Origin of the sequence: Nonomuraea sp. NPDC050790 (assembly GCF_044456745.1) — a bacterium.
Classification (GTDB): domain Bacteria; phylum Actinomycetota; class Actinomycetes; order Streptosporangiales; family Streptosporangiaceae; genus Nonomuraea.
This window is the reverse complement of the sequence record NZ_JBITGF010000003.1, coordinates 795,705-818,007: the sequence shown is the minus strand read 5'-3', so window position 1 is coordinate 818,007 and position 22,303 is coordinate 795,705. Positions and strand designations below refer to the sequence as shown.

Annotated in this window: 24 protein-coding genes and 2 tRNA genes; 13 read left to right on the top strand and 13 right to left on the bottom strand. The window is 70.3% G+C overall.

The window, feature by feature from the left end:
• The first annotated feature begins 6 nt into the window (after window positions 1-6).
• Together htpX and ACIBEJ_RS18905 are read left to right on the top strand one after the other, a co-directional pair.
• Window positions 7-858 (top strand): zinc metalloprotease HtpX, encoded by an 852-nt coding sequence (gene htpX, locus ACIBEJ_RS18910; protein ID WP_397184016.1) that lies wholly within the window; start codon window positions 7-9, stop codon window positions 856-858.
• 23 nt (window positions 859-881) lie between these two features.
• Entirely contained in the window at window positions 882-2,363 is a 1,482-nt protein-coding gene (locus ACIBEJ_RS18905; protein ID WP_397184015.1) for a hypothetical protein, read from the top strand.
• Here the strand turns inward: ACIBEJ_RS18905 and ACIBEJ_RS18900 are convergent.
• Window positions 2,338-2,808 (bottom strand): NUDIX hydrolase, encoded by a 471-nt coding sequence (locus ACIBEJ_RS18900; protein WP_397184014.1) that lies wholly within the window; start codon window positions 2,806-2,808, stop codon window positions 2,338-2,340. The two genes, ACIBEJ_RS18905 and ACIBEJ_RS18900, sit on opposite strands and share 26 nt — an antisense overlap.
• Window positions 2,809-2,852: 44 nt before the next feature.
• On the opposite strand from ACIBEJ_RS18900, the gene ACIBEJ_RS18895 reads away from it, so the two are divergent.
• Window positions 2,853-3,347: a flavoprotein gene (locus ACIBEJ_RS18895; RefSeq protein WP_397184013.1), complete on the top strand. Its 495-nt coding sequence runs from the start codon at window positions 2,853-2,855 to the stop codon at window positions 3,345-3,347.
• 318 nt (window positions 3,348-3,665) lie between these two features.
• Here the strand turns inward: ACIBEJ_RS18895 and rpmG are convergent, their stop codons facing one another.
• The 9 genes from rpmG to ACIBEJ_RS18850 all read right to left on the bottom strand — a co-directional run bounded on the left by rpmG (window position 3,666) and on the right by ACIBEJ_RS18850 (window position 8,905).
• Complete coding sequence (rpmG, locus tag ACIBEJ_RS18890) at window positions 3,666-3,830, bottom strand: 50S ribosomal protein L33 (RefSeq protein WP_101786011.1); 165 nt, start codon at window positions 3,828-3,830, stop codon at window positions 3,666-3,668.
• A gap of 70 nt (window positions 3,831-3,900) precedes the next feature.
• Window positions 3,901-3,974, bottom strand: a tRNA-Met gene (locus ACIBEJ_RS18885).
• Window positions 3,975-4,131: 157 nt separating this feature from the next.
• A tRNA-Thr gene (locus tag ACIBEJ_RS18880) sits at window positions 4,132-4,207 on the bottom strand.
• Between the two features lie 164 nt (window positions 4,208-4,371).
• Window positions 4,372-5,910 carry an ATP-binding protein gene (locus ACIBEJ_RS18875; RefSeq protein WP_397184012.1) on the bottom strand — a complete coding sequence of 513 codons (1,539 nt, stop codon included), beginning with the start codon at window positions 5,908-5,910 and terminating at the stop codon, window positions 4,372-4,374.
• Window positions 5,907-6,569, bottom strand: coding sequence for a two-component system response regulator CseB (gene cseB, locus ACIBEJ_RS18870; RefSeq protein ID WP_397184011.1), 663 nt, complete (start codon window positions 6,567-6,569; stop codon window positions 5,907-5,909). The genes ACIBEJ_RS18875 and cseB overlap by 4 nt, the downstream gene beginning before the upstream one ends.
• Entirely contained in the window at window positions 6,566-6,985 is a 420-nt protein-coding gene (locus ACIBEJ_RS18865; RefSeq protein ID WP_397184010.1) for a hypothetical protein, read from the bottom strand. The genes cseB and ACIBEJ_RS18865 overlap by 4 nt, the downstream gene beginning before the upstream one ends.
• 31 nt (window positions 6,986-7,016) lie before the next feature.
• Entirely contained in the window at window positions 7,017-7,220 is a 204-nt protein-coding gene (locus tag ACIBEJ_RS18860) for a transposase (RefSeq protein WP_397184009.1), read from the bottom strand.
• A gap of 70 nt (window positions 7,221-7,290) precedes the next feature.
• On the bottom strand, window positions 7,291-7,812 hold the full coding sequence (locus tag ACIBEJ_RS18855; RefSeq protein ID WP_397184007.1) for a C40 family peptidase: 522 nt from the start codon (window positions 7,810-7,812) through the stop codon (window positions 7,291-7,293).
• Between the two features lie 82 nt (window positions 7,813-7,894).
• Window positions 7,895-8,905, bottom strand: a complete 1,011-nt coding sequence (locus ACIBEJ_RS18850) for a lysozyme (RefSeq protein ID WP_397184006.1) — start codon at window positions 8,903-8,905, stop codon at window positions 7,895-7,897.
• Window positions 8,906-9,151: 246 nt separating this feature from the next.
• On the opposite strand from ACIBEJ_RS18850, the gene ACIBEJ_RS18845 reads away from it, so the two are divergent.
• The 3 genes from ACIBEJ_RS18845 to ACIBEJ_RS18835 are packed head-to-tail and all read left to right on the top strand — an operon-like array spanning window position 9,152 to window position 11,318.
• The gene (locus ACIBEJ_RS18845; RefSeq protein WP_397184326.1) at window positions 9,152-10,087 is read left to right on the top strand and encodes an ATP-binding cassette domain-containing protein; all 936 of its coding nucleotides are present in this window, start codon (window positions 9,152-9,154) and stop codon (window positions 10,085-10,087) included.
• The gene (locus ACIBEJ_RS18840; protein WP_397184005.1) at window positions 10,068-10,811 is read left to right on the top strand and encodes an ABC transporter permease; all 744 of its coding nucleotides are present in this window, start codon (window positions 10,068-10,070) and stop codon (window positions 10,809-10,811) included. Before ACIBEJ_RS18845 ends, ACIBEJ_RS18840 begins: the two co-directional genes overlap by 20 nt.
• Before the next feature lie 21 nt (window positions 10,812-10,832).
• The gene (locus ACIBEJ_RS18835) at window positions 10,833-11,318 is read left to right on the top strand and encodes a DinB family protein (protein ID WP_397184004.1); all 486 of its coding nucleotides are present in this window, start codon (window positions 10,833-10,835) and stop codon (window positions 11,316-11,318) included.
• A 270-nt stretch (window positions 11,319-11,588) separates the two neighbouring features.
• Here the strand turns inward: ACIBEJ_RS18835 and ACIBEJ_RS18830 are convergent, their stop codons facing one another.
• Window positions 11,589-12,674, bottom strand: coding sequence for a calcium:proton antiporter (locus ACIBEJ_RS18830; RefSeq protein WP_397184003.1), 1,086 nt, complete (start codon window positions 12,672-12,674; stop codon window positions 11,589-11,591).
• Window positions 12,675-12,855: 181 nt separating this feature from the next.
• Here ACIBEJ_RS18830 and ACIBEJ_RS18825 point away from each other — a divergent pair, with 181 nt between their 5' ends.
• The 5 genes from ACIBEJ_RS18825 (at window position 12,856) to ACIBEJ_RS18805 (ending at window position 16,892) form a co-directional block, all read left to right on the top strand.
• Window positions 12,856-13,305 carry a MaoC family dehydratase N-terminal domain-containing protein gene (locus ACIBEJ_RS18825; protein ID WP_397184002.1) on the top strand — a complete coding sequence of 150 codons (450 nt, stop codon included), beginning with the start codon at window positions 12,856-12,858 and terminating at the stop codon, window positions 13,303-13,305.
• 1 nt (window position 13,306) lies between these two features.
• Window positions 13,307-13,735 carry a MaoC family dehydratase gene (locus tag ACIBEJ_RS18820; RefSeq protein WP_397184001.1) on the top strand — a complete coding sequence of 143 codons (429 nt, stop codon included), beginning with the start codon at window positions 13,307-13,309 and terminating at the stop codon, window positions 13,733-13,735.
• A gap of 34 nt (window positions 13,736-13,769) precedes the next feature.
• The gene (locus tag ACIBEJ_RS18815) at window positions 13,770-14,951 is read left to right on the top strand and encodes a hypothetical protein (RefSeq protein ID WP_397184000.1); all 1,182 of its coding nucleotides are present in this window, start codon (window positions 13,770-13,772) and stop codon (window positions 14,949-14,951) included.
• 121 nt (window positions 14,952-15,072) lie between these two features.
• The gene (locus tag ACIBEJ_RS18810) at window positions 15,073-16,104 is read left to right on the top strand and encodes a UDP-N-acetylmuramate dehydrogenase (protein WP_397183999.1); all 1,032 of its coding nucleotides are present in this window, start codon (window positions 15,073-15,075) and stop codon (window positions 16,102-16,104) included.
• 221 nt (window positions 16,105-16,325) lie between these two features.
• Complete coding sequence (locus ACIBEJ_RS18805) at window positions 16,326-16,892, top strand: TMEM165/GDT1 family protein (RefSeq protein ID WP_397183998.1); 567 nt, start codon at window positions 16,326-16,328, stop codon at window positions 16,890-16,892.
• 58 nt (window positions 16,893-16,950) lie between these two features.
• On the opposite strand, the gene ACIBEJ_RS18800 is transcribed toward ACIBEJ_RS18805, so the two are convergent.
• Window positions 16,951-19,809: an AAA family ATPase gene (locus ACIBEJ_RS18800; RefSeq protein ID WP_397183997.1), complete on the bottom strand. Its 2,859-nt coding sequence runs from the start codon at window positions 19,807-19,809 to the stop codon at window positions 16,951-16,953.
• Window positions 19,810-19,972: 163 nt separating this feature from the next.
• A complete protein-coding gene (locus ACIBEJ_RS18795; RefSeq protein WP_397183996.1) occupies window positions 19,973-20,119 on the bottom strand; it encodes a hypothetical protein in 147 nt (48 codons plus the stop codon).
• Between the two features lie 151 nt (window positions 20,120-20,270).
• Here ACIBEJ_RS18795 and ACIBEJ_RS18790 point away from each other — a divergent pair, with 151 nt between their 5' ends.
• The gene (locus ACIBEJ_RS18790) at window positions 20,271-21,317 is read left to right on the top strand and encodes a hypothetical protein (RefSeq protein ID WP_397183995.1); all 1,047 of its coding nucleotides are present in this window, start codon (window positions 20,271-20,273) and stop codon (window positions 21,315-21,317) included.
• 56 nt (window positions 21,318-21,373) lie between these two features.
• Entirely contained in the window at window positions 21,374-22,303 is a 930-nt protein-coding gene (gene deoC, locus ACIBEJ_RS18785; RefSeq protein WP_397184325.1) for a deoxyribose-phosphate aldolase, read from the top strand.

Sequence of the window (22,303 nt, the reverse complement as noted above, 5' to 3'; positions counted from 1 at the left end):
GGAGCCTTGCGTCGCAATGGTGTGCGCACTGCCGTGCTACTCGGCGGACTGTCGGCAGGAATCCTCGTCGTGGGCTCCTGGGTGGGTGGCAGGGTCGGGCTGCAGATCGCGTTGCTGCTGGCGCTGGGGAGCTCCGGGGTCGCGTACTTCTTCTCCGACCGGATCGCGCTGTCGGCCATGCGGGCCCGGCCGGTCAGCGAGGTCGAGCAGCCGACGCTCTACAAGATCGTGCGGGAGCTTTCCACCGAGGCCAGGCAGCCGATGCCGAGGCTGTACATCTCGCCTACGGCCCAGCCGAACGCCTTCGCCACAGGCCGGAGCCCCAGGCGGGCGGCGATCTGCGTGACGTGGGGGCTGACGCGGCTGCTGGACGAGCGGGAGCTGCGCGGGGTCATCGGGCATGAGCTGTCACACGTGTACAACCGCGACATCCTCCTGTCCTCCGTGACCGCGGCGCTGGCCACGATGATCACCTGGCTCAGCTATGTGGCGGTGTTCTTCGGCGGCTCCGACGACGACGAGGGCCCCGGGTTCCTGGGGGCGCTGCTCATGATGGTGCTCGGACCGGTGGCGGCCGGAATGGTGCAGATGGCGATCTCCCGGACGCGCGAGTTCCAGGCGGACGAGTCGGCGGCCCGGCTGACCGGCGACCCGCTGGCGCTGGCCTCCGCGCTGCGCAAGATCGAGATGGGCGCCCGCCGCCTGCCGCTGCCGGAGAACAGCCGCCTGACCTCGGCCTCGCACCTGATGATCGCCAACCCGTTCAGCGGATCGGGGCTCGGCCGGATGTTCTCCAGCCATCCGCCCACGTCGCAGCGGGTGGCGAGGCTGGAGCGCATGGCGGGCTACCGGCGCTGAGGCCGCTCCGGCACAATTGGATCATGGCGTTACGCATGCGGCTCAACGCGGCCGAGCAACGGGTCTGGAAGGCCTTCGAGACCGGCGCCTGGACCGAATTCGCCGAACCCATCGCGGGGCCCGGCCGTACCGCGGGTCAGAACGCGCCCACCGACGGCGACACGTGGGGCCCGGAGCGCACCGTGCGCGGCGAGGTGATCTCGGCCCTGCTGCTCGGCGCCCACGAGCCCGCCGCGGGAACCGCCCCCGCCGTACGGCTGCGCGGCGCCCGCATCACCGGCCAGATCGCCCTCAGAGGCGGCAGCACCGGGTACGAACTCGTGCTGAGCGGCTGCCACCTGGAGGAACCCGTCGATTTCGCCGGAGCGACCACCAGAACGCTGCGCCTGACCGACTGCCACCTGCCCGGCCTGCGCGGCAGCGGCATGCGGGTGGCCGGGCACCTGAGCCTGTCGGGTTCGGTGGTGACCGGTTCGGTCCGGGTGGCGCGGGCGGTGTTCGAGAGCGGCCTCTGGCTCGGCGGCACGAAGATCACCACAGCGGACGAGTGGGCGCTGTGGTCGGGCTCGATGGTGGTCGACGCCGGCCTCTACCTCAACAACGCCGACATCACCGGCGGCCTGCGCCTGGTCGGCGCGCGGCTCAACGGCGGCCTGTTCATGAGCAACGCCACCATCCGCAACCCGGGCAAGGACGCGCTGGCCGCCGACAACATCACGGTCGAGGACATCGTCGAGGGCGATTTCCATGCCTTCGGGGTGGTACGCCTGCGCGGCGCCCGCGTCAACGGCACCCTGTCGATCACCGGCTCCATCCACAGCCCCGACACGCCCTACGCGCTGCACGCCAGCCACATGGAGGTCCGCGAGCTGGTACTGCAGCCAGCCGAGCCCATCGAGGGCGTCGTCAGCCTCGCCCACTCCCGCGTCGGCACGCTCAGGGACGACCCCGCCACCTGGCCGGAGAAGCTCCGCCTGAACGGCCTGGTCTACGAGGCGCTGCGCGGCAGCGGTGTCACCAGGCGCATCGACTGGGCGGGCCGGGATCCGGCGGGGTTCCGGCCGCAGCCGTACGAGCAGCTCGCCGCGTGGTGCCTGCGTGACGGGAACGAGCATCTGGCCCGCCGTACGCAGTTGGCCAAGCTGCGGGCGCGCCGCCGTACCTTTCCCTTCAGTGGTCGCATCTGGGGCAATCTCCTCGACATCACCGTCGGGTACGGCTACCGCCCCTGGCTGGCCGCGGTCTGGTTCGTCCTGCTGCTGGTCGTGGGCACGGTCGTCTTCGCCATTAACCCACCCAGAGCGCTCAAGCCAGCCGAATCCCCGGAGTTCGACGCGTTCGCCTACACCTTCGACCTGTTGCTGCCGATTGCGGCGTTCGGGCAGCGGGAGCTGTTCGATCCGGCCGGGTGGACGCAGGGGCTCGCGTACGGGCTGATCGCCGCCGGATGGCTCCTGGCCACCGCGCTGATCGCGGGCGCTACCCGGATTCTCCGTCCAGTGTGATCTTGCGGAGAATGGCCGGAAGGTCCGGAGGGAAGAAGGTCTCGTCGGTCGCTTCCAGTTCCGCCACGCTCCACCAGCGATGTCCCAGCGTGGTGCGCTTCTCGACCTCCTCCATGTGCTCGAAGGAGACCTCCGCGCCGGGCACCCGGACCGCGAAGAACGTCTGGTCCTGCGTGATGGCGTACTCGGCGAAATTGAACGAGATCGTCCCGGTCGCCAGCGGGCCGGTGAAGTCCCCGGCCTGCGCCGCGATCCCGGCCTCCTCGAACAGTTCCCTGACTGCCGCGTCCAGCAGCGTCTCCTCGCCCTCTGCCGCGCCGCCGATCGTGAACCAGAACGGCTGCTCCGGCGCGGCCGGATCGAACCCGTGCAGCAGCAGGACCCGGCCTTCTTCGTTGATGGGGAGCACACGACCGGTGAACCGGCGCAACGGGATCAATGTCACGACCGACAGCATAAGCCGCCGACCGGGTCGTCTAGCCTGGCCCGGTGAAGGTCCTCTACGTCATCGTCTGCGCCGCCGCGCCCGCCTCGGACGTCGGGCGCCTGGTCGAACTCGCCCAGAACGCCGGGTGGGCCGTCCAGATCGTCGCCACCCCGCAGGCGCTGGACTTCATCGACGTGCCGACGCTGGAGCTCCAGACCGGCCGGCCGGTGCGCAGCCGCTACCGCAAACCCCACGAACCCAAGCCGCCTCGCCCTGACGCGATCATCGTCGCTCCTGCCACGTTCAACACCGTGAACAAGTTCGCCCAGGGGATGACGGACTCGTACGCGCTCGGGCTGCTCGCCGAGGCGCCTGGGCTGGGGATTCCGGTGGTGGTGCTGACCTTCGTCAACGCTGCGCTGTCGGCGCGGGCGCCATATGTGCGGAGCGTGGAGAGCCTGCGGGGCGAGGGGGTCGTGGTGGTGGAGGGTTCGGACGGCGAACAGGCCACCCAGCCCTGGCACCTGGCCCTGCGGGAACTCACCCAACCCCTATGACCCAGTACGGCCCGCCGCGCCGTGCGCCCGAGGCGAGAGGCGGCCGGTTGACCCTTGGGCCGACGAGAGAGCATGTGCGGGGGTGGAGCTCTGGGCCGAACGGGTCGCCTGTAGGTGCGGGGCGACCGGGGTCCAGGTTGTGAGCGCTCGGGGGCGTCGCGTGGGGTGTGGAAATGCGACAAACCGGCGCCTCGGGGTGAGGTGCCGGTTCGTGCGGTGTGTAGCAGGAGTGTTTGCCCTGCGGACCCGGGCCGCGTGTGGAATCGCGGCGATGGCGCGGTCGGCCGGATCGGGAGGTGGCCTGACCGCGGCCGAGTGCTAGCGGGTCTCGCGGTGCGCGCGGTGGGTGCGGCAGTTGGGGCAGTACTTCTTCAGCTCAAGCCGATCCGGGTCGTTGCGCCGGTTCTTCCGCGTGATGTAGTTGCGGTGCTTGCACTCCTGGCAGGCCAGCGTGATCTTCGGCCTAACGTCTGTGGCAGCCACGTGGGAGTGCCTTTCTACGTTCGGGACATGGACATACCCGTGCCCAGGCCGGGTGACCTGGGAAGGGCCGTAGCGGAGGCCGGACTTGAACCGGCGACACAACGATTATGAGCCGTTTGCTCTGCCTGACTGAGCTACTCCGCCTGGAGCCGGGCGAAAACAACCCGGACCCGTAGAGGATACCCGACCTCGGGAGCACATACGTACATCACCTGGTCAGGTGGGTTGACCTCATCGATGCCTCACCCAGATCTCATAACAAAAGCCTCGACCGAAAACTTCCGGTGAGGCCTGGTGAAGCTGGAGCCCCCAAACGGAATCGAACCGTTGACCTTCTCCTTACCATGGAGACGCTCTGCCGACTGAGCTATAGGGGCCTGTCCGCTGGTGCGATCTGCGTCGCGGACAGGTGTAACCATACACGGCAGTCAGCCATGATGCGAACTGGTTCCGGGCAATCTCAGCGTCACCACGGCACCGGTCCCGGTGTTGCCGAACTCCAGCTCAGCACCCAGCATCCGGGCCTGCCCCGCGGCGATCGTCAGCCCCAGCCCACCCCCGTGCCACGGGCGCTCGCACCGCTCGCGAACCGCTGCGGCCCGTGTTCTCGCAGCACTTCCAGCATCTCCGCGGGAAACCCCGGCCCATGATCCTCCACCCGCACCTGGGCGCCTTCAACGGTGACGGTGACGGGCGGATGACCATGGCGTACGGCGTTGGCCACCAGGTTGGCCAGGATGCGCTCGACCCGCCGCGGATCGGTCTCCACCTCAACATCCCGAACCACCACCAACTCCACCACATCGGACGCCGTGGTGGCCGGGTTGGCGTAGGTGCTGGCAGCGGCCAGAGCCCGGCGGGTCAGAACGCTCAGCAGCCGCTGCTCCAGGACGGGCTGCTCGGTGTGGGCGTCCAGGCGGGCGACTTCCAGGATGTCCTCAACCAGCCTTCCCAGTACGGCGGCGCGGTCGCGGACCAGCTCGGTGGGACGCCCCGGGGGCAGCAGGTCGGCGGCGGTGATCAGACCGGTGACCGGGGTACGCAGCTCGTGCGCGATGTCGGCCGTCACGCGGCGCTCCGCCTCCAGCCTTGCCTGGAGCGCGTCGGCCATCCGGTCAACCGCCCTCCCCACCGCCACAACCTCATCCCCCCGCCAACCCCACCCAACCCGCCCGGCCTCCCTGCCCGACACGAACCCACCCGATGATGCGGACACGAGCGAGGTGGCCACGGGAAGAGCGGGGGATTGGACGGGACGCGGTGGGGTTGCGGTGGGCCCGCTGAGTGGTGTGGACGCGGGAGAGGAAGGGCGCGGTGGTGTGGACGCGGCTGAGGTGGGCGCGGGAAGGGGCGGGCTTGCCGTGGAGTCGGCAAGCGGTGGTGTGGACGCCGGAGAACGCGCGGGTGGTGGCGCCGGCGAGGTGGGCGCGGGACGCGGTGGGGTTGCCGTGGACTCCGCGGGCGGTGGTGTGGACGTGGGCGCGGCAAAGTCCGGTGGTGGCGCGGGTGCGGACTGGGGGTGTGCGGCGACGGGTGGGGTGGGCGTTGGTGGAGGTGCCGCTGACCTCGAGGGCGGGGGGAAGACGCGGGCGGTCAGGGTTCCGGAGGCTATGTGGGTGGCGGTTTGGGAGACGTGGCGCAGGCGGCGGCTCAGGCCGGTCGCCACCGCCATCCCCGCCAGCGAAGCCACCACCGCCGCCAGCACCCCCGAGGTCAGCAGCGTGCGGTCCAGGGCGGCGAGCTGGGTCTGTTCCGGGTGGTACGAGCGGGTCAACGAGACAGGGCGGCCGTTCAGGACGGTGGCCGCCCAGAGGGTGTCGCCGTCCAGGAAGGTGGCGCGGACAGGGCGGCTGGTGATGGTGCGGGCCAGCGGCGCGGGCAGCGGAGCTCCCACGTTCAGGCCGGCGTCCTGGCCCTCCGCCTGCCGGGCCAGCAACGACCGGAACTCGGTGTCGAGCCCGCGCCGGGCCGTGTCGAGCTGCGTCTCGGCGGTGCGCAGGTGGACGAGGACGCCGATGGCCGCGGCCACGGCGACGGCGGTGAGGGCCAGGGACAGGGCGATCTTCACGCGCAGGCTCATGAGCGCCTCAGCTTGTAGCCGAACCCGCGCACGGTCTCGATCCGGTCGTTGCCGATTTTGAAGCGGAGCCGCTGCACGTGTACGTCGACGATGCGCGTGTCACCCTCCCAGGCGTAGTCCCAGACGTTCTGCAGCAGGGTGTCCCTGGACAGGACGATCCCGGCATTGGCCGCGAACTCCAGCAGCAGCTTCAGTTCGGTGGGGGTCAGGGACAGGGGGGCGCCGCCGCGCCGTACCTCCATGGACTGGGTGTCGAGCGTCAGGTCGCCGAACGTCAGCACGGCCGGGGCGGTCGTGGCGGCGGCGCGGCGCAGGACGGCGCGGATGCGGGCGTGCAGGACGCCCAGTTCGAAGGGTTTGGTGACGTAGTCGTCGGCTCCGGCCTCCAGGGCGTTGATCACGTCGATGGCGTCGGACCTGGCCGAGATCATGATGATGGGGACATTGCCCGCCTGCCTGATGCGCCTGGCCAGGCTGACGCCGTCGAGGTGGGGGAGCATGACGTCGAGCAGGGCCACGTCGGGAGCGTGGCGCTCGAAGGCGGCCAGGCCGGACAGGCCGTCGGAGGCCGTGCGTACGGCGAGGCCGTGGCGTTCGAGGGCGAGTTGGGTGGCCTCGCGGATCACCGCGTCGTCCTCGACCAGCAGGACGTCGGTCATCGGGGCGGCACCTCCAGCCTCTGGTCGGTCAGGTCGTCCTTGATCTTCTGGCCGGAGGTGACGGTGAAGCGGGCGTAGTAGGCGGTGCGCTCCAGCCGGGTCAGGCGGGTCAGGGTGATCGTGGCCGGCAGGCCCTTGGCCTCGCAGCCGGGCAGGCACCAGGTGCCGCGCAGTTCGCCCCTGCCGACGGCGCGCTCGTCGCCCCAGGAGTCCCAGCGGACGCCGTTCATGCTGCTGAACTCGGTCAGCGCGAAGTCGGAGGGGCGTTGCAGCGCGTCGCCCATGTAGGCGACGACGTAGACGGGGCCCCGGGACTCCGGCGGGGGCGCCTGGCCCTCGACGCGTACGCCGCCACCGGCCCCGCAGGCCGCGGCGGTCAGGGCGATCGCGGCCAGTGCCGCAGCCTCTTTTCGCATGTCAACGAGGTTATGGCGGCACCTGTGTCGGTTATCCCGCAGCTTTGTAACGACGGTTCATCGGCAGCGCGATCACCTCGCACAGGTCGGCGAGGTCCACGTGCCTGGCGACCTCGGCCACGGTGAGGCAGTCGGCGATCAGCCAGCCGTTGCGCCGGATACGCAGCACCTGGCGGCCGGCCCGCGTGGCGGGAACGACCTCGTAGCCGCGGGGGCCCACCCATCGCCTGTCCATAGCGGCACAGAGTAGACCCCAGGACTCTCAATTTTCACGCAGCGACTCATGCCTCCTGGGCATCGTGCGTTCAGTACCGGTAGTAGCCGGCGAAGCCTTTCTTGTCGGCGATGTCGTCGATGCGGATCTCCGCGCCGGTCTCGGGGGCGTTCATCATCTTCCCGCCGCCGAGGAAGATCCCGACGTGATGCGTCTTGATGCGCTTTTTCGTAATTTTTCCGAAATAGACGAGGTCGCCGGGCTGCGGCTTCTTGACCCGGTACATGCGCCGCACATGGTCATCGGTGTTGCCGGGACCGAGCACGTCGGCGCCGTGCGCCAGCGCGTACACCCATCGGGTGAACCCCGAGCAGTCCAGCCCCCTGGTCCTGGCGGCGGGGCACGGCTTGATCCTGCCCTTGTAACCGAGGCAGGTGCCCTTGGACGGGCCGGGTTCCTCGGCGTGCCCGCCGCCCCACGAGTAGGTGATGTCCTTGCGCTCGATCTCGTAGGCCAGCCTGACGATGTCCGGCGCCACCCACTCCCTGATGGGCGCCGAGGCCGTGGCCAGCAGCAGTACCAAGACCAGCGCGGGCAACAGCCCACGCCGCACCCGCCCCGACACCGCCCGCGCCTCCGGTCAAATTAGGGAATGTCGGGATTCATCCTCGCGCACGGCCGGCAAGATCGCGCGTTCAGCGGGCCTTCAGATCCAGTTCGACCGTCCCGACCGTGAACCGGATCCCCACGCTCCCCTTGGCCGGGGGCTTGGTGGTGAACGTCAGCCGTACCTTCTGGCCCCGGTTCAGCTTGGTCACCGTGCACTTCACGGCCGTCCCGCTGAACTTGCAGCCGGGCGCCTTGACGATCTTCTGCCCGCCGTACGCGCGGCCGGAGATCTTGATCGTGCCCGCGGGGTGCGGGCCGGTGTTGGCGATCGTGACCGTGTACGTGCGGCGGCTCTTCGCCTGGCCGGAGACGGTCAGCTCGACCGCCGAGATGGCGAGCTCCTTGAGCTCGGACTCGCTGCCGTTGAAGGAGTTCTGGCCACCGGCCAGCGGGCCCTTGTCCGCCGACTGCCAGAACGTGTGCCGGTTCCAGCTCTTCGGCAGCTCGCCCGGATCGGCGCCCCAGCGGGCCAGCCAGAGCGGGTTGGCCTTGAACTTGTCCGAGTCGCCGGTGCACGTCCGCCACCAGCTCGTCGTGGTGTAGATGATCGCGTGGCGGCCGGTGCGCTGGTGGTAGCGCTTGGTGAAGCCCTTGACCCAGGTGACCATGTCCTCGGGGGACAGGCCGTAGCAGTTGTCCTTGCCGTTGCGGTCCTTGTAGGGGTTGTCCTCCAGGTCGAGGACGCCCGGCAGCGTGATGCCGTCGCCGGTCCACCGGCCGCCGTTCCGCACGAAGTACTCGGCCTGGGTGGCGCCGTCCGACTCGTGCGGCTGGGCGAAGTGGTAGGCGCCGCGGATCAGGCCCGCGTCGGCCGCGCCCTCCCACTGGGCCGAGAAGGTCGGGCTGACGAAGTCGCCGCCCTCGCTGGCCATGACGAACGCGAACTTCGCGCCGCCCGAGGCGACGTTCGCCCAGTCGACCTCGCCGGTCCAGTTGCTCACGTCGACGCCGGCCACGCCGTCGACGGCCTGGGCGGGTAACGCGTTCGCCCCGAAACCGACCGCGGCGAGCGCCGCGGCCACAAGAACACGCTTCATGAGGGATCCCCTTTTCGCCGGATGCGGGGAGATCCTCCCGGAGTACGGCAGGCCCCGCAACCGAGCTCGTCGGAAATTCCGTGAAATCCCAGGTCGGAGGGCTATTCCGGCCGTTCCCTTATGTAGCGTTTCCGCAGGTCAGAGCCGTATGTGAATGTTATGTTCGCGTTTGCTAAAACACCCCTGACCTGCTCAGACTTGGGGAAATCCACCCGCCTCCCAAGCAAGGGGCTGTTTGCCATGCCCATCATCAGCGCCCGGGGCCTCACCCGGAGCTTCACGTTGAAAAGAAAAGAGACGGTCGACGCCGTGCGCGGCATCGACCTGGACGTCGAGGACGGCCAGCTCGTGGCCTTCCTGGGCCCGAACGGCGCGGGGAAATCGACCACTCTGCGAATGCTCACCACATTGCTGCCGCCGACGAAGGGGAGCGCGACGGTGGCCGGGCACGACATCGCCACCGACCCGTCCGGCGTGCGCGCCCGCATCGGCTACGTCGGCCAGAAGAACAGCGCGGGCGAGAACTACCGCGTCCGCGACGAACTCGTGGCGCAGGGCCGCTGCTACGGCCTGCCCACCACGCAGGCCCGCCGCCGCGCCGACGAGGTGCTGGAGATGCTCGACCTCGCGCAGATGGGCAGGCGCAAGCCGGGCACGCTCTCCGGCGGCCAGCGCCGCCGCCTCGACCTGGCGATCGGCCTGGTGCACCAGCCCAAGCTGCTCTTCCTGGACGAGCCGTCCACCGGTCTCGACCCGACCAGCCGCGCCGAGGTCTGGTCGCACATCCTGCGCCTGCGCGAGGCGATCGGGATGACCATCTTCATGACCACCCACTACCTCGAAGAGGCCGACGCCATGGCCGAGCGGGTGATCATCATCGACAACGGCAGGATCATCGCCGACGGCACCGCCGAACAGCTCAAGAACGACCTCGCCGGCGACCACATCATCCTCACCACCCCGGACGCCGCCCGTGCCGCCGAACTGACCGGCGGCGAGGTGGACGGCGGCGCCGTACGGCTGCGCGTCGCCAACGCCCCGGCGGCGCTGCCCGAATGCCTCAGAACCCTCGACGCGCACCAGATCAAGGTCACCGCGGCTGAGACGAAGCGCCCGACCCTCGACGACGTGTTCCTCGCGCTGACCGGAAGGAGTCTGGCCGATGACGACGTTCCTGCGTGACGTCAGGACGGTCTTCACCAGGGAGTTCACCCCGTCGCTGCGGGAGCCGACGAACCTGGTGTTCGAGATGTTGCAGCCGCTGCTGTTCCTGTTCCTGTTCGGCTCGCTGCTGAAGGGGTCGACGAACGCCTCGTGGCAGTGGTTCGTGCCCGGCATTCTGGTCATGATGTGCCTGACCGGGCCGATGGGCTCCGGCTACAACCTGCTCACCGAGGCGATCGGCGGCTCGCTGGAGCGCCTCATGGTCTCGCCGCTGAACCGCACCGCCATGCTGATCGGCAGGACGCTGAAGGAGATGGCGGTCCTGTTCTTCCAGGCCGTGCTGATCATCCTGCTGGCGCTGCCGCTGGGCTTCCAGCTTCACCTCGCCGGGGTGGTCCTGGGGCTGGTGCTGCTGATCGTGCTGGGCGTGGGGCTCGGTTCGCTGTCGTTCGTGCTGGCGCTCAAGTCGGCGCCGGACGGCACGATGTTCTACCTGGTCACGCAGTGGGCGTTGTTCCCGTTGCTGCTGCTGTCGGGGGTGCTGCTGCCCGTGGACTCCGGCCCGACGTGGCTGCGCGTCATCGGCTACGTGAACCCCGTCAAATACCTCGTCGACGCCCAACGTTCGCTCTTCTCCGGCCAGGTGGGTGATATCTCTGTCTTGTACGGCGCAGCGGCCGCCGGCCTGGTGGCCCTGATCGGCCTCTATGCCGGAAACCGGGCCATGCGCAAGGGCATCTAGACCCCCGGAAGGGGTGACGTCATGTCGAGCGAGCGCGACGACCTCGTCCAGACGCTGGACAAGCACCGCGGATTCCTGCGTTACACGGTCCAAGGGCTCACCGACGAGCAGGCGGCCCTGACGCCGACGGCCAGCGCGCTGTCACTGGGCGGTCTCGTCAAGCACGTGGCCAACGTCGAGGAGCGCTGGGCGCGCTTCGCGACGGGCGGCGCGGAGCACATGGAGAGCGTGCCGGTGGACTGGGAGGGCCAGTTCAGGATGGGGCCGGGCGAGACGCTCGGCGCCCTGCTCAAGCACTACGCGTCGGTGGCCGAGGCCACGAACGAGCTCGCCCGCACGCTCGACCTCGACATCTCACACGAACTGCCCAAGGCGCCGTGGTTCGAGCAGGGGGTGCGGTGGTCGGTGCGCCGCGTGATGCTGCACATCATCGCCGAAACCTCCCAGCACGCCGGCCACGCCGACATCCTCCGCGAGTCCATCGACGGCCAGAAGTCGATGGGATGATCTCTCCTTAGAAGCTCAGGATCCGTTACGGCTCCCGCCGCCCCACCCCCACCCACCGACGCGCGCGGGCGCCGATCGTGGGGATCGCTTCTCACGTCGGACGTGGCGCCCGCCGCAACGGCGCCACGCCAGCCGGCCAAGTGGTCAAACCCCCGAGGCCGCTTAGTTGGCCAACCCCACGGCCGGCCAAGTGGTCAAACCCCCATAACGGCCGGTTGGGTGGTAAACCCCAAGGTCACCCGGGCGGTCCAACCCCAAGGTCACCCGGGTTCACGGGCTGACCGCCAGGAACAGGAACGCGGCGAACAGGACCAGGTGGACGCCGCTCTGCAGCAACGTCGCCCGCCCCGGCACCACCGTCAGGGTGGAGACGCCGACCGTCAGGGCGAGCAGCACCATGTGGGTGCCGCCGAGTCCCAGGACCAGCGGCCCCTCCAGCCAGATGGACGCCAGCGCGATCGCCGGGATCGTCAGCCCGATGCTGGCCATCGCCGAGCCCAGCGACAGGTTGAGGCTGATCTGGAACTGGTCGCGCCTGGCCGCCCGCACCGCCGCGATGGTCTCCGGCAGCAGGACCAGCAGGGCGATCACGACGCCGACGACGGCGTGCGGCAGCCCGGCGTCGGAGACGAGGGACTCGATGATCGGGGACTCGACCTTCGCCAGGCCCACCACGGCCACGAGGGCGACGAGGAGGAGGGCGAGGCTGGTCATCGCGGTTCTGGTGGTCGGCTGGGGCGCGTGGCCGTCGGGGGCCACGGCCTGGCCGTCGTGGGTGACCGGGAGGAAGTAGTCGCGGTGCCGTACCGTCTGGGTGAGGACGAACAGCCCGTAGAGCGCGAGCGAGGCCACGGCGGCGAAGGCGAGCTGGCCGGGGGAGAACTCCGGGCCCTGGGCGCTGGTCGTGAACGTCGGCAGGACGAGGCTCAGCGTCGCGAGCGTGGCCACGGTGGCCAGGGCGCCGCCGGTGCCCTCGGCGTTGAAGGCGGCCACCCGGCGGCGCAGGGTGGCGGCGAGCAGCGACAGCCCGACGATGCCGTTGCAGGTGATCATGACCGCGGCGAAGACGGTGTCGCGGGCGAGCGTCGCGGTCTTCTCGCCGCCACTGATCATCAGGCTGACGATGAGCGCCACCTCGATCACGGTGACCGCGACCGCGAGCACCAGGGACCCGAACGGCTCGCCGACCCGGTGCGCGATGACCTCCGCGTGGTGCACCGCCGCCAGCACGGCCCCCGCCAGCAGCACCGCGACGATGATCACGACGACCATCGGCGGTTCGCGTCCCCACGTCAGAGCCAGCGCCAGCAGTGCGAGGAGAGGGACGGCGGTGGTCCAGTCGAGGAAACGGCGCATGGTACAGATCATGCCCTAAGTGGAGTGTCTGTTCACTTCTGTCCGATCTGACGAACGGGCATCATCCGTGGTCAGGGTCATCGGGTGGCAATGCCGGTTCACGATGAGGTCGAGACGGCGACAGCCGAACCTTGTTCTGTTACGGTCGGGTCAAAGCTCAGGTACGCGTGAAGGGGCACGAATGGCCTTGAACCGTGATTTCGTGGGGCGGTCGTATGCGTCCGCCGCGCCGTACGAGGTCAGCCGGGTGAAGATCCGCGAGTTCGCCGCGGCGATCGGCGACCACAACCCGATCTACCGCGACCGGGACGCGGCCCAGGCCGCGGGACATCCGGACGTGTTGGCGCCACCCACCTTCCCCATCGTGTTCAGCCTGCAGAGCGGCGGCGAGGCGCTCGCCGATCCCGAGCTGGGGCTGAACTACGCGATGGTGGTCCACGGCGAGCAGCGGTTCGAGTACACACGCCCGATCTACCCCGGCGACGAGCTGGTCACCCGATCGACGATCACCGACATCCGCAGCGCCGGACGCAACGAGCTGCTCACGATCAGGAGCGAGGTCAGCACCGTCGCCGGCGAGCCCGTCTGCACCACCTACAACACCATCGTCGAGCGCGGAGGGGCGGCCTGAGATGACCGCGACGATCAGGTACGACGAGGTCGAGGTCGGCCAGGAGATCCCCGCCGCCGAGTACCCGGTGCGCAGGCTCAACCTGGTCATGTACGCCGGAGCCTCCGGCGACTTCAACCAGATCCACTGGAACGAACGCTTCGCCAGGACCGTCGGCCTGCCCGACGTCATCGCGCACGGCATGTTCACGATGGCCCAGGCGGGACGGTTCGTCACCGACTGGGCCGGCGACCCCGCCGCGGTGGTCGACTACGGCGTGCGGTTCTCCTCGATGGTCGTGGTGCCCGACGACGACGCCGGCGCGACGATCTCCGTCAGCGGCGTGGTGGAGGAGAAGCTGGAGGACAAGCGGGTCGTCGTCGGGCTCGTGGCGAAGTCGGCCGACGCCCATGTGCTCTCCAAGGCACGTGCGGTGGTCCAGCTGTCCTGATATAGGCGGCCTGTCCTGGGGTAGGGCGGTCGGTATGAGTGAAGCGCCGCACCACGTCATCGAGCTGGCCGAACAACGCGTGAAGGCGAGAGCGGAGCGCGACTACGCGCTCGCCGACGAGCTGCGCGCGCGGATGGAGCGTGACGGGTGGCTGGTCGAGGACACCGCTGACGGCTACACGTTGCGGGAGAAGCCGCCCTACTCCATCTGGCCGACCGTCCGCTCAATCCCGATCTCCGCCGTGACCGACGACGGCCCGCCCCGCCGCCTGAAGCCGCGCGCCGTCGCCCCCTCCTCGGGCACCGGCCGCGACACCACAGGCGGCGGTGGCGGTGGCTCGGTGACGGGCGCGCGGGGCGCGGGGGCCCAGGAGGATCCCGCCGCCGAGCTCGGCTTCTCCGGCGACCCGGGACCGAGCGGCCCGCCCGACGACGACATGCTCCACGCGCAGCGGATCTGGGACGCCAGCCTGGCCGCCAACCGGCTCGACGACGCGGGGGTGACCAGGGAACGGCAGCGCACCGAGACCGCCGAGGTCACGGTCTCGGTCGGGCTGATCGTCGACGGCTCGCCCGAGGACGTGCGCGCCTGCATGGAGGCGCTGCTGGAGCACACCGACGCCGCCGTGCTCGCCCTCGACCTGGGCAACCGGGACGGCGCGGGCGACGTGCTGCACGACTACGCCATCCGGCGGCCCGAGCGGGTGAGCGTGTGGCACGTGGCCGAGGAGCCCCACTGGTTCGGGGGGTCGGCCGGGTGGGGGGCCTGCCGTACGACATTGATGCGGTTGGACACCTCGGACGTGCACGTCCTGATGGAGACCTCGACGATCCTCACGGGCGACGCGCTCACGCCGCTGACGGCGGCGATCCAGAACGGCGCGGTCGCGGCGGGGTGGAAGGGCGCCGACCCCGACGCGGACGGGCGCACCTGGCACGAGGCGGGCCCTGGCCGGGTCCGCGCGCTGATGGGCTACCTCATGGCGGTACGGCGGGCCGAGGCGCTGACCGCCATGCCGCAGGACGCCCGCTACTACCGCAACGCGGACCTGGAACTCTCGCTCGGCCTGGACGGCGAGCTGGTGGTGCCACAGGAGACGCTCCCGGTGCGCGCCGTGCGCCACCGCGGCTACCACGACGTGCCGGAGGAGTACCGCGACCGCGAGTCCCGCCGCACCTACGACCGCGTCCTGCGCCTGCTGACCGGCGCCACGTGAGGTCGCGTGCCCGCCCCCTCGTTCAGAACCGTGAGCCCACCACGCGACCAGCCCGTCGCCGCCCGCCGCGTCGAGGGCCGGGGGTGCCGCGCGTCGTGGAGGGCTCATAAGCTAGGGCCTCATGGAGATGCTGGCGCCGTACACAACGCTGGGCCTGGGTGGTCCGGCTCGCGAGTTCGTCGAGGCCGCCACGGCGGAGCAGATCGTCTCCTTCGTCGCCGAGGCCGATCGCGACGGGGTTCCCACGCTGGTGCTGGGCGGCGGCAGCAACCTGGTCGTGCCCGACGAGGGTTTCGACGGGCTGGTCGTCAAGGTGGCCTCGACCGGTGTGCGGGCCGAGCGGGACGGCACCCAGGTGCTGCTCACGGTCGAGGCGGGCGAGGACTGGGACGAGCTCGTGGACCGCGCGGTCGGCGAGGGGTGGTCGGGCATCGAGTGCATGTCCGGCATTCCGGGGCTGGTCGGGTCCACGCCCATCCAGAACGTCGGCGCCTACGGCCAGGACGTCTCGCAGACCATCCGCTGCGTGCGGGCCTACGACCGCAAGACCCGGCAGGTGGTGGACATCGAGGCCCGCCGGTGCGGGTTCTCCTACCGCGACAGCGCGTTCAAGCGGGATCTGTCGCGGCACGTGGTGCTGGGCGTGACGTACGTGCTGGACATCTCCGATCTGTCGGGCGAGGTGGCCTACAAGGAGCTGGCCGCGCGGCTCGGGGTGCCGATGGGTGAGCGCGTACGGCTGGCCGAGGCCCGCGAAGCCGTACTGGCGCTGCGCGGCAGCAAGGGCATGGTGCTCGACCCCGACGACCCCGACACCCGCAGCGCCGGGTCGTTCTTCACCAACCCCGTCCTCGCTCCCGAGCAGGCCGCCGAGCTGGAGCTGCGCGCGCCCGGCCACCCGCGCTGGGACCTGCCGGACGGCACCGTGAAGGTGCCCGCGGCGTGGCTGATCGAGCAGGCGGGCTTCCCCAAGGGCTACCGCCGCGGGCCGGCGCGCATCTCCACCAAGCACACGCTCGCCCTCACCAACCCCGACGGCGTGGCGACCGCGGCCGACCTGCTGGCGCTGGCCAGGGAGGTACGTGACGGGGTCGCGCAGAAGTTCGGGGTGCGGCTGGTCAACGAGCCCGTGATGGTCGGCTGTGAGCTGTGACACCGACGCCTGAGGAACATTCGCGACGATCCTCCTGTTAGTGTGGTCGAGATATTCCGAAGGGGAGTAGTCCCAATCACGTGGTCGACACACTGGCGCTCGCGCGCCCGGCCACGTGGGCCTGAACAAGGCGGACGAGACCTTCGGCCTGGCAGTCATGCCGGGCCGAAGAGTCGTTGCCCCGATTGACGCTCCGGTCCGGTTCGTAGGAATGAGGACCGTTGGAAGCGTTCTGGATCAGTCTTGTGGCCATTTTCGTGGCGGAGCTGGGTGACAAGAGCCAGTTGATGGCGATGACGTTCGCCACCAGGTTCAAGGCCTGGCCGGTGCTGGCCGGCATCACCATCGCCACCACCGTCGTCCACCTGCTCAGCGTCGCCGTCGGCGGGCTGATCGGCGACGCGCTGCCCACCACCGCGATCTCCATCGCCGCCGGCATCGCCTTCCTCGGCTTCGCGCTGTGGACGCTGCGCGGTGACGAGCTGAGCGAGGAGGAGTCGAAGAAGGCCCAGCGCACCACCAGGAACGCGATCATCGCGGTGACGGTCGCGTTCTTCCTGAGCGAGCTGGGCGACAAGACGATGCTGGCCACGATCGTCCTGGCCACGCAGCACGGCTGGCTCGGCACCTGGATCGGCTCGACGGTCGGCATGGTCGCCGCGGACGCTTTGGCCATCGTCGTCGGGCGGATCCTCGGCAGGCACCTGCCGGAGAAGGCCATCCGTTACGGCGCCGCCGCCGCGTTCGCCGTCTTCGGCATCATCCTGCTGGCCGACGCGATCTGGTAGCAGGTCAGGATCTTGTGGCCGGTCAGGATCCGGTAACCGGTCAGGGTCTTGTGGCCGGTCAGGACGTCAGCAGCGACAGCCGGTACGCGGCCGCGGCGGCCTCGCCCCGGCTGGAGACGCCGAGCTTGGCCAGGATGTTGGACACGTGCACGCTGACCGTCTTGGCCGAGATGAACAGCTCGGCCGCGATGTCGCGGTTGCTGCGCCCCAGCGCCACCAGCCGGAGAACCTCCAGCTCCCGCGGCGTCAGGAGCTCGGACGTCGACGGCGGCGCGGCGGCCCCGCCCACCCGCCGGCTGAGCAGCTCGATCTCCTCCACCAGCGGGGTCGCGCACAGCCCCTTGGCCAGGGGCTGGGCCACCCGCAGCCGCGCGGCGGCGCCGTCCCGGTCGCCCGCCTGGGCGGCGATGGTCGCGGCGTGCAGGAGCGCCTTGGCCTGGGCGTGGGGACGGCGCAGCCGTTCCCACGCGGCCGCGGCGGCGTCGAAGTCGCCGGTGTAGGTCAGGCGGTAGGCCTCGGCGGGCGGGCCGGAGATGCGCAGGGTGGCGGCGGCCTCGGCGGCGTGGCCGCGCACGTGCTCGGCCAGCGTGGGGTCGAAGGACTCCGCCTGGTCGCAGACGTGGGCGATGAGGGAGAGCAGCCGCCAGCCGAGCGCGGACTTGCTGGACTGCGACGGCCGCGACAGCACCCGGTGCGCCACCTCCAGCGCCGACTCGGGCTCGCCCTTCAGCAGGTGCCAGCCCATGTGCAGGCGGGAGCTGGAGGTGATGTCCTGGACGAAGTCCTCGGGGCGCTCCTTGAGCACGCCCAGCTCGGACAGCGTGCTCTCCAGCGTGGACAGGTCGCCGCGAGACAGCGCGATGTCGGCCTGCACGCGCAGGATGTGGTGGCGGGTGCGCAGGCTGGGCCCGAAGCGCAGCGAGCGCTCCGCGGTCTCCAGCGCCTCGTCCCAGCGGCCGAGGAGTTCGAGCGCCTCGGCGCGGTTGTTGAGGATGAAGACGCCGGTGGTTCTGATCAGGCCGTATTGCTTGGCCATGCGCTCGCCCTCGTAGGAGAGCTCCAGCGCCTCCTCGGAGCGGCCGAGGTCGTTGAGCGCGTCGATGTTGTTGCCGATGGCGCGCAGGATGAGGCGGGGCGCGCCGATGCGCTCTCCTATCTCGCGGGCGCGCTGGTTGGTCTCGTACTGCTGGAGGCTGCCGCCGTCCATGGCCTGGCCGAGCGCCAGGTTCATGAGCAGCTCGCCCTCCAGGAACTCGTCGCCGATGTCCCTGGCGATGAGCAGGCCCTCCTCGCACCGGGCGGTGCCCTCCTCGACCTCGCCCTGGAGCATCAGGTGCTGGCTGAGCTTCGTCAGCACCTCGGCCCGCGGGCGGCTGTGGTCGGGCACCAGCTCCAGGGCCTTGTGGAAGTCCTCGACCACGCCCATCTTGCCCTTGGAGATCTTGAACGCGGCCCAGCGCGCCATGAGCATGGCCACGCGGTCGGCCTGCGTGGTCTCGTCCAGCTCGGCCAGCGCCGCCCGCACGAACTTCACGCCGCGATCCACCTCGGCGCTGTTGCCCGCGGCCAGCGCGGCCTTCTCCAGCACGTAGGTGTGGTCGGCCTCGATGCGCTCGGCCGCCCCCGGCACCTTGTCCCAGAGCATGAGCACGCGTTCGAGCAGCGGGATCGCCTCGGCGTAGGCGAAGGCCTTCATCGACTTGCGCGCCGCCTCCCAGGCGGAGATCAGGGCCCATTCGTCGTTGCGCGCGCCGTACCAGTGGTGGGCCAGCTCGACCGCGGCCCGTCCCGGCGGGACGAGCTTGCGGTCGCGGGAGATCTCCTCGGCGTAGCGGGCGTGCAGGCGCTGGTGCTCGCCGGGCAGAAGCTCCTCGTGTACGGCTTCGCGGATCAGCGCGTGCCGGAAGACGTACGCCCGGTTGTCGGCGATCTGCAGCACGTTGCCGGCGATGGCGGGGCGCAGCGCGGACTCCAGCTCCACGTCGGACAGCCCGCTGACGGCGGCGAGCAGGGCGTGGCCGATCCTGATGCCGCCGGCCGCGGCCACCCGCAGGACCCGCTGGGTCTCCTCGGGCAGGCGTTCGACGGCGCTGAGGATGAGGTCCTGCATGGAATCGGGGAAGGCGCAGTCGCCGTCGGGGTCGTCCAGCAGCGCCTCGACGAACAGCGGGATGCCCTCGCTGCGGTCGAAGACCTTCTGGACCCGCGCGTACTCGGGCACCCGGCCCAGGATGCCGGTCATCTGCTCGGCCACCTCGTCCTGCGACAGGCGGGGCAGGTCGAGCCTGAGCACGCCCCTGACCCGGCTCAGCTCGGCCAGGACGGGGCGGAGCGGATGCTGGCGGTGCAGGTCGTCGGATCGGTAGGTGAGCACGATCAGGACCTGCGCGGCGGCGAGGTTGCGGCTGAGGAAGGCGATCAGGTCGCGGCTGGAGCGGTCGGCCCAGTGGATGTCCTCGATGAACAGTATCGTCGGGCGGGACTCGGCCAGGCGTTCCAGGAGCGTGAGGAACTGCTCGAACAGGCGGGCGCGGCCGGTGTCGGTGTCGCCGTCGACGGTGGGCTCGCCGAACTCCGGCAGCAGCCTGGCCAGGTCGCGCTCGGCGCCCTCCGGCAGGAGGCGGGCGATCCTGGCGGTGCCCATCTCCCTGACGAGCTGTCTGAGCGCGGCGGTGAACGGCGCGTAGGCGAGGCCGTCGGTGGACAGTTCCACGCAGCCCCCGAAGAGCACGTGGGCGCCGTCCTGGGCGGCCTGGTCGGCGAAGCGCTGCACCAGCCTCGTCTTGCCCACACCGGCTTCGCCGCCGAGCAGCACGGCGGTGGCGGTGCCCTGCCTGGCCTCTTCCATGGCGTCGGCCAAATGGGCGAGTTCCGCTTCCCGCCCTACGAAGACGGGACTCACCGTACGTCCCAGCATGTCGTCCAGCATGTCATGCCTTATCTGTAGCTTTCGCCGCATTTAAGGAGGCGCTGACCGGAGGCGGCGGGGACCGACGAGGGAGTGTTTCCTGCGTGATGTGGTCAAGGGGGGTGTGAGGCCCGGCCGCGAGGGAGGGTGCGGCCGGGCTCTCGTGCGGGGGTCATGACGTGCGGCGCTTGCCGAAGACCGAGCGGCGCTCGGCCTTGTTGCCACGCTCCGCCTCACGTACCCGGCGGTGCTCGGCGGCGACCCGGCGCAGTTCGCTCGCCTGGCTCTTCATCAACTGGAAGTCGAGCTCGGGGTTCATTTCGTTCTCCTTTGTCGTTTGCACCCCTAACACTCCTCCTAAGGCCCACCCCGTCACATCAGGCGGATGCCTTATCTCTTGCCGAACCATCGGCTTACCCCTACCTAGGACACGCCTGCCCCCCGCCTAAGGCAGGCCACGATGATGCCCCATGAGACGCATCGCGATCGTCGCGCTGGCGCTGTTCTCCCTGATGGCGGCCGTGCCCGCCGCGGCTCACGAGGCGAGCTGGCGGGTCTCCAGGACGGACGGCTCCCTGGGCGGCTACAAGGACGTGGGCGCCACCGGCGGCGACGATGCCTGGGTGGTCAGGACCGGGCAACCCCTTCTGCGCTGGAACGGCAGTGCCTGGCGGAACACGGCGGGCGGGGCGCCGCCGTACCTGGTGACCTCGGCGGGACGGGGTGAGGCGTGGCAGTTCGCGGAGAGCCTGGACCGCGTGGACGCCCGCCAGCTCACCGGCGGCAGGTGGCACGCGCGCCCGATCGAGGCCGCCGGCGCCCACGCGACGGCGGCGCTGGCCACGAGTCCGGTGGAGTGCTGGGTGGCGGGGCTGCGCTCGGGCGCGCGCGGGATGCGGGACGTGGTGTGGCACTGGACGGGCAGGCGCTGGTCGGAGGTGTCCTCCCCGCTGCCGATCACCGACTTCGCCGCCTCCTCGCCGAAGGACGTGTGGGCGCTCAGCAGCCTCGGCGCCGCCTCGCCCGCGCACGCCGCGTCGATCCTGCGGCTGACGGACTCGGGGTGGCGGCGTTCGCCGGCGCCGTCGATCTCGCTGCCCAGCCGCTCGCGGATCGGCGACGCGTACGCGGAACTGCACGACATCGTGGCGCTCGGGCCGGACGAGGCGTACGCCGTGGGCGGAATCTCCTTCATCATCGGCGAGGAGCGGGTCATGCGCGAGGCCCTGGTGCTGCGCTGGAACGGCACTCTCTGGGAACGGCTGCCCCACCGCCCGGCCGGGACCTCCTACAGCAGGGTCGCGCCGGACGGCGCGGGCGGGTTGTGGCTGGCCACGCGGCGCCAGGACCTGCCGGACGTGCTCACTCACCGCGAGGGCAGGCGATGGACGCGGACCCCGGTCGGCAAGGTCACCCTGAACGGCCTGGCCAACGTGCCGGGAACCAGGACGATGTGGGCGACGGCCGAGACGCGTGAGGCTGGAGTGACGCGCCAGTTGATCCTCAGCTATCGGTGACCTGATCCGGTTTGGAGGTAGCCTGCCCGGTCGGCGATGCTGTGGAGGTGTCAACTCTGACTACCTCGCTCGCGGACGTAGCGGCCTCCGCCACCACGCTGCGGGCCTTCCTGCACGGCCTGCCCGGTGTCGACCGGGTCGGCGCGGACCAGCGAGCGGCGACGCTCGGCACCCGATCCATCAAGACGACCGCGAAGGCGCAGGCGATCGACCTGGCCATCTCCATGGTCGACCTCACCACGCTGGAAGGCGCGGACACGCACGGCAAGGTGCGGGCGATGTGCACCAAGGCGATGCGTCCTGGTGGCGGCGCGCCTCGCGTCGCGGCGGTCTGCGTCTACCCCGACCTGGTGGCCGTCGCCGCCGAGACGGTCAAGGGCTCCGGGGTGAAGGTCGCCTCGGTGGCCACCGCCTTCCCGAGCGGGCGCTCCTCCCTGGAGGTCAAGGTCGGCGACACGGCGCTGGCCGTGGCGGCGGGCGCCGACGAGATCGACATGGTGATCGACCGCGGCGCCTTCCTGGAGGGCGACTACCTCAAGGTCTACGAGGAGATCGTCGCGGTGAAGGCCGCCTGCGGCCAGGCGCACCTGAAGGTGATCCTGGAGACGGGCGAGCTGGCGACCTATGACAACGTACGGCGCGCGTCCTGGCTGGCCATGATCGCCGGCGCCGACTTCATCAAGACCTCGACCGGCAAGGTGGCCCCCGCCGCCACGCTCCCGGTGACCCTCATCATGCTGGAGGCGGTCCGCGACTTCCGCGACGCCACCGGCCGCCAGGTGGGCGTGAAGCCCGCGGGCGGCATCCGCACCACGAAGGACGCCATCAAGAACCTGGTCCTGGTCAACGAGACCGCCGGCGACGACTGGCTGACGCCCGAGTGGTTCAGGCTCGGCGCCTCCTCGCTCCTCAACGACCTGCTGATGCAGCGAGAGAAGCTGGCCACCGGCCGCTACGCGGGCCCCGACTACTTCACCTTGGACTGA

Coding starts and splice junctions, on each gene's coding strand:
- ACIBEJ_RS18905 (WP_397184015.1), top strand. CDS start 882: ATGGCGTTACGCATGCGGCTCAACGCGGCCGAGCAACGGGTCTGGAAG.
- ACIBEJ_RS18875 (WP_397184012.1), bottom strand. CDS start 5,910: ATGAGCCTGCGCGTGAAGATCGCCCTGTCCCTGGCCCTCACCGCCGTC.
- cseB (WP_397184011.1), bottom strand. CDS start 6,569: ATGACCGACGTCCTGCTGGTCGAGGACGACGCGGTGATCCGCGAGGCC.
- ACIBEJ_RS18865 (WP_397184010.1), bottom strand. CDS start 6,985: ATGCGAAAAGAGGCTGCGGCACTGGCCGCGATCGCCCTGACCGCCGCG.
- ACIBEJ_RS18860 (WP_397184009.1), bottom strand. CDS start 7,220: ATGGACAGGCGATGGGTGGGCCCCCGCGGCTACGAGGTCGTTCCCGCC.
- ACIBEJ_RS18850 (WP_397184006.1), bottom strand. CDS start 8,905: ATGAAGCGTGTTCTTGTGGCCGCGGCGCTCGCCGCGGTCGGTTTCGGG.
- ACIBEJ_RS18840 (WP_397184005.1), top strand. CDS start 10,068: ATGACGACGTTCCTGCGTGACGTCAGGACGGTCTTCACCAGGGAGTTC.
- ACIBEJ_RS18835 (WP_397184004.1), top strand. CDS start 10,833: ATGTCGAGCGAGCGCGACGACCTCGTCCAGACGCTGGACAAGCACCGC.
- ACIBEJ_RS18830 (WP_397184003.1), bottom strand. CDS start 12,674: ATGCGCCGTTTCCTCGACTGGACCACCGCCGTCCCTCTCCTCGCACTG.
- ACIBEJ_RS18825 (WP_397184002.1), top strand. CDS start 12,856: ATGGCCTTGAACCGTGATTTCGTGGGGCGGTCGTATGCGTCCGCCGCG.
- ACIBEJ_RS18820 (WP_397184001.1), top strand. CDS start 13,307: ATGACCGCGACGATCAGGTACGACGAGGTCGAGGTCGGCCAGGAGATC.
- ACIBEJ_RS18815 (WP_397184000.1), top strand. CDS start 13,770: ATGAGTGAAGCGCCGCACCACGTCATCGAGCTGGCCGAACAACGCGTG.
- ACIBEJ_RS18810 (WP_397183999.1), top strand. CDS start 15,073: ATGGAGATGCTGGCGCCGTACACAACGCTGGGCCTGGGTGGTCCGGCT.
- ACIBEJ_RS18800 (WP_397183997.1), bottom strand. CDS start 19,809: ATGCTGGGACGTACGGTGAGTCCCGTCTTCGTAGGGCGGGAAGCGGAA.
- ACIBEJ_RS18795 (WP_397183996.1), bottom strand. CDS start 20,119: ATGAACCCCGAGCTCGACTTCCAGTTGATGAAGAGCCAGGCGAGCGAA.
- ACIBEJ_RS18790 (WP_397183995.1), top strand. CDS start 20,271: ATGAGACGCATCGCGATCGTCGCGCTGGCGCTGTTCTCCCTGATGGCG.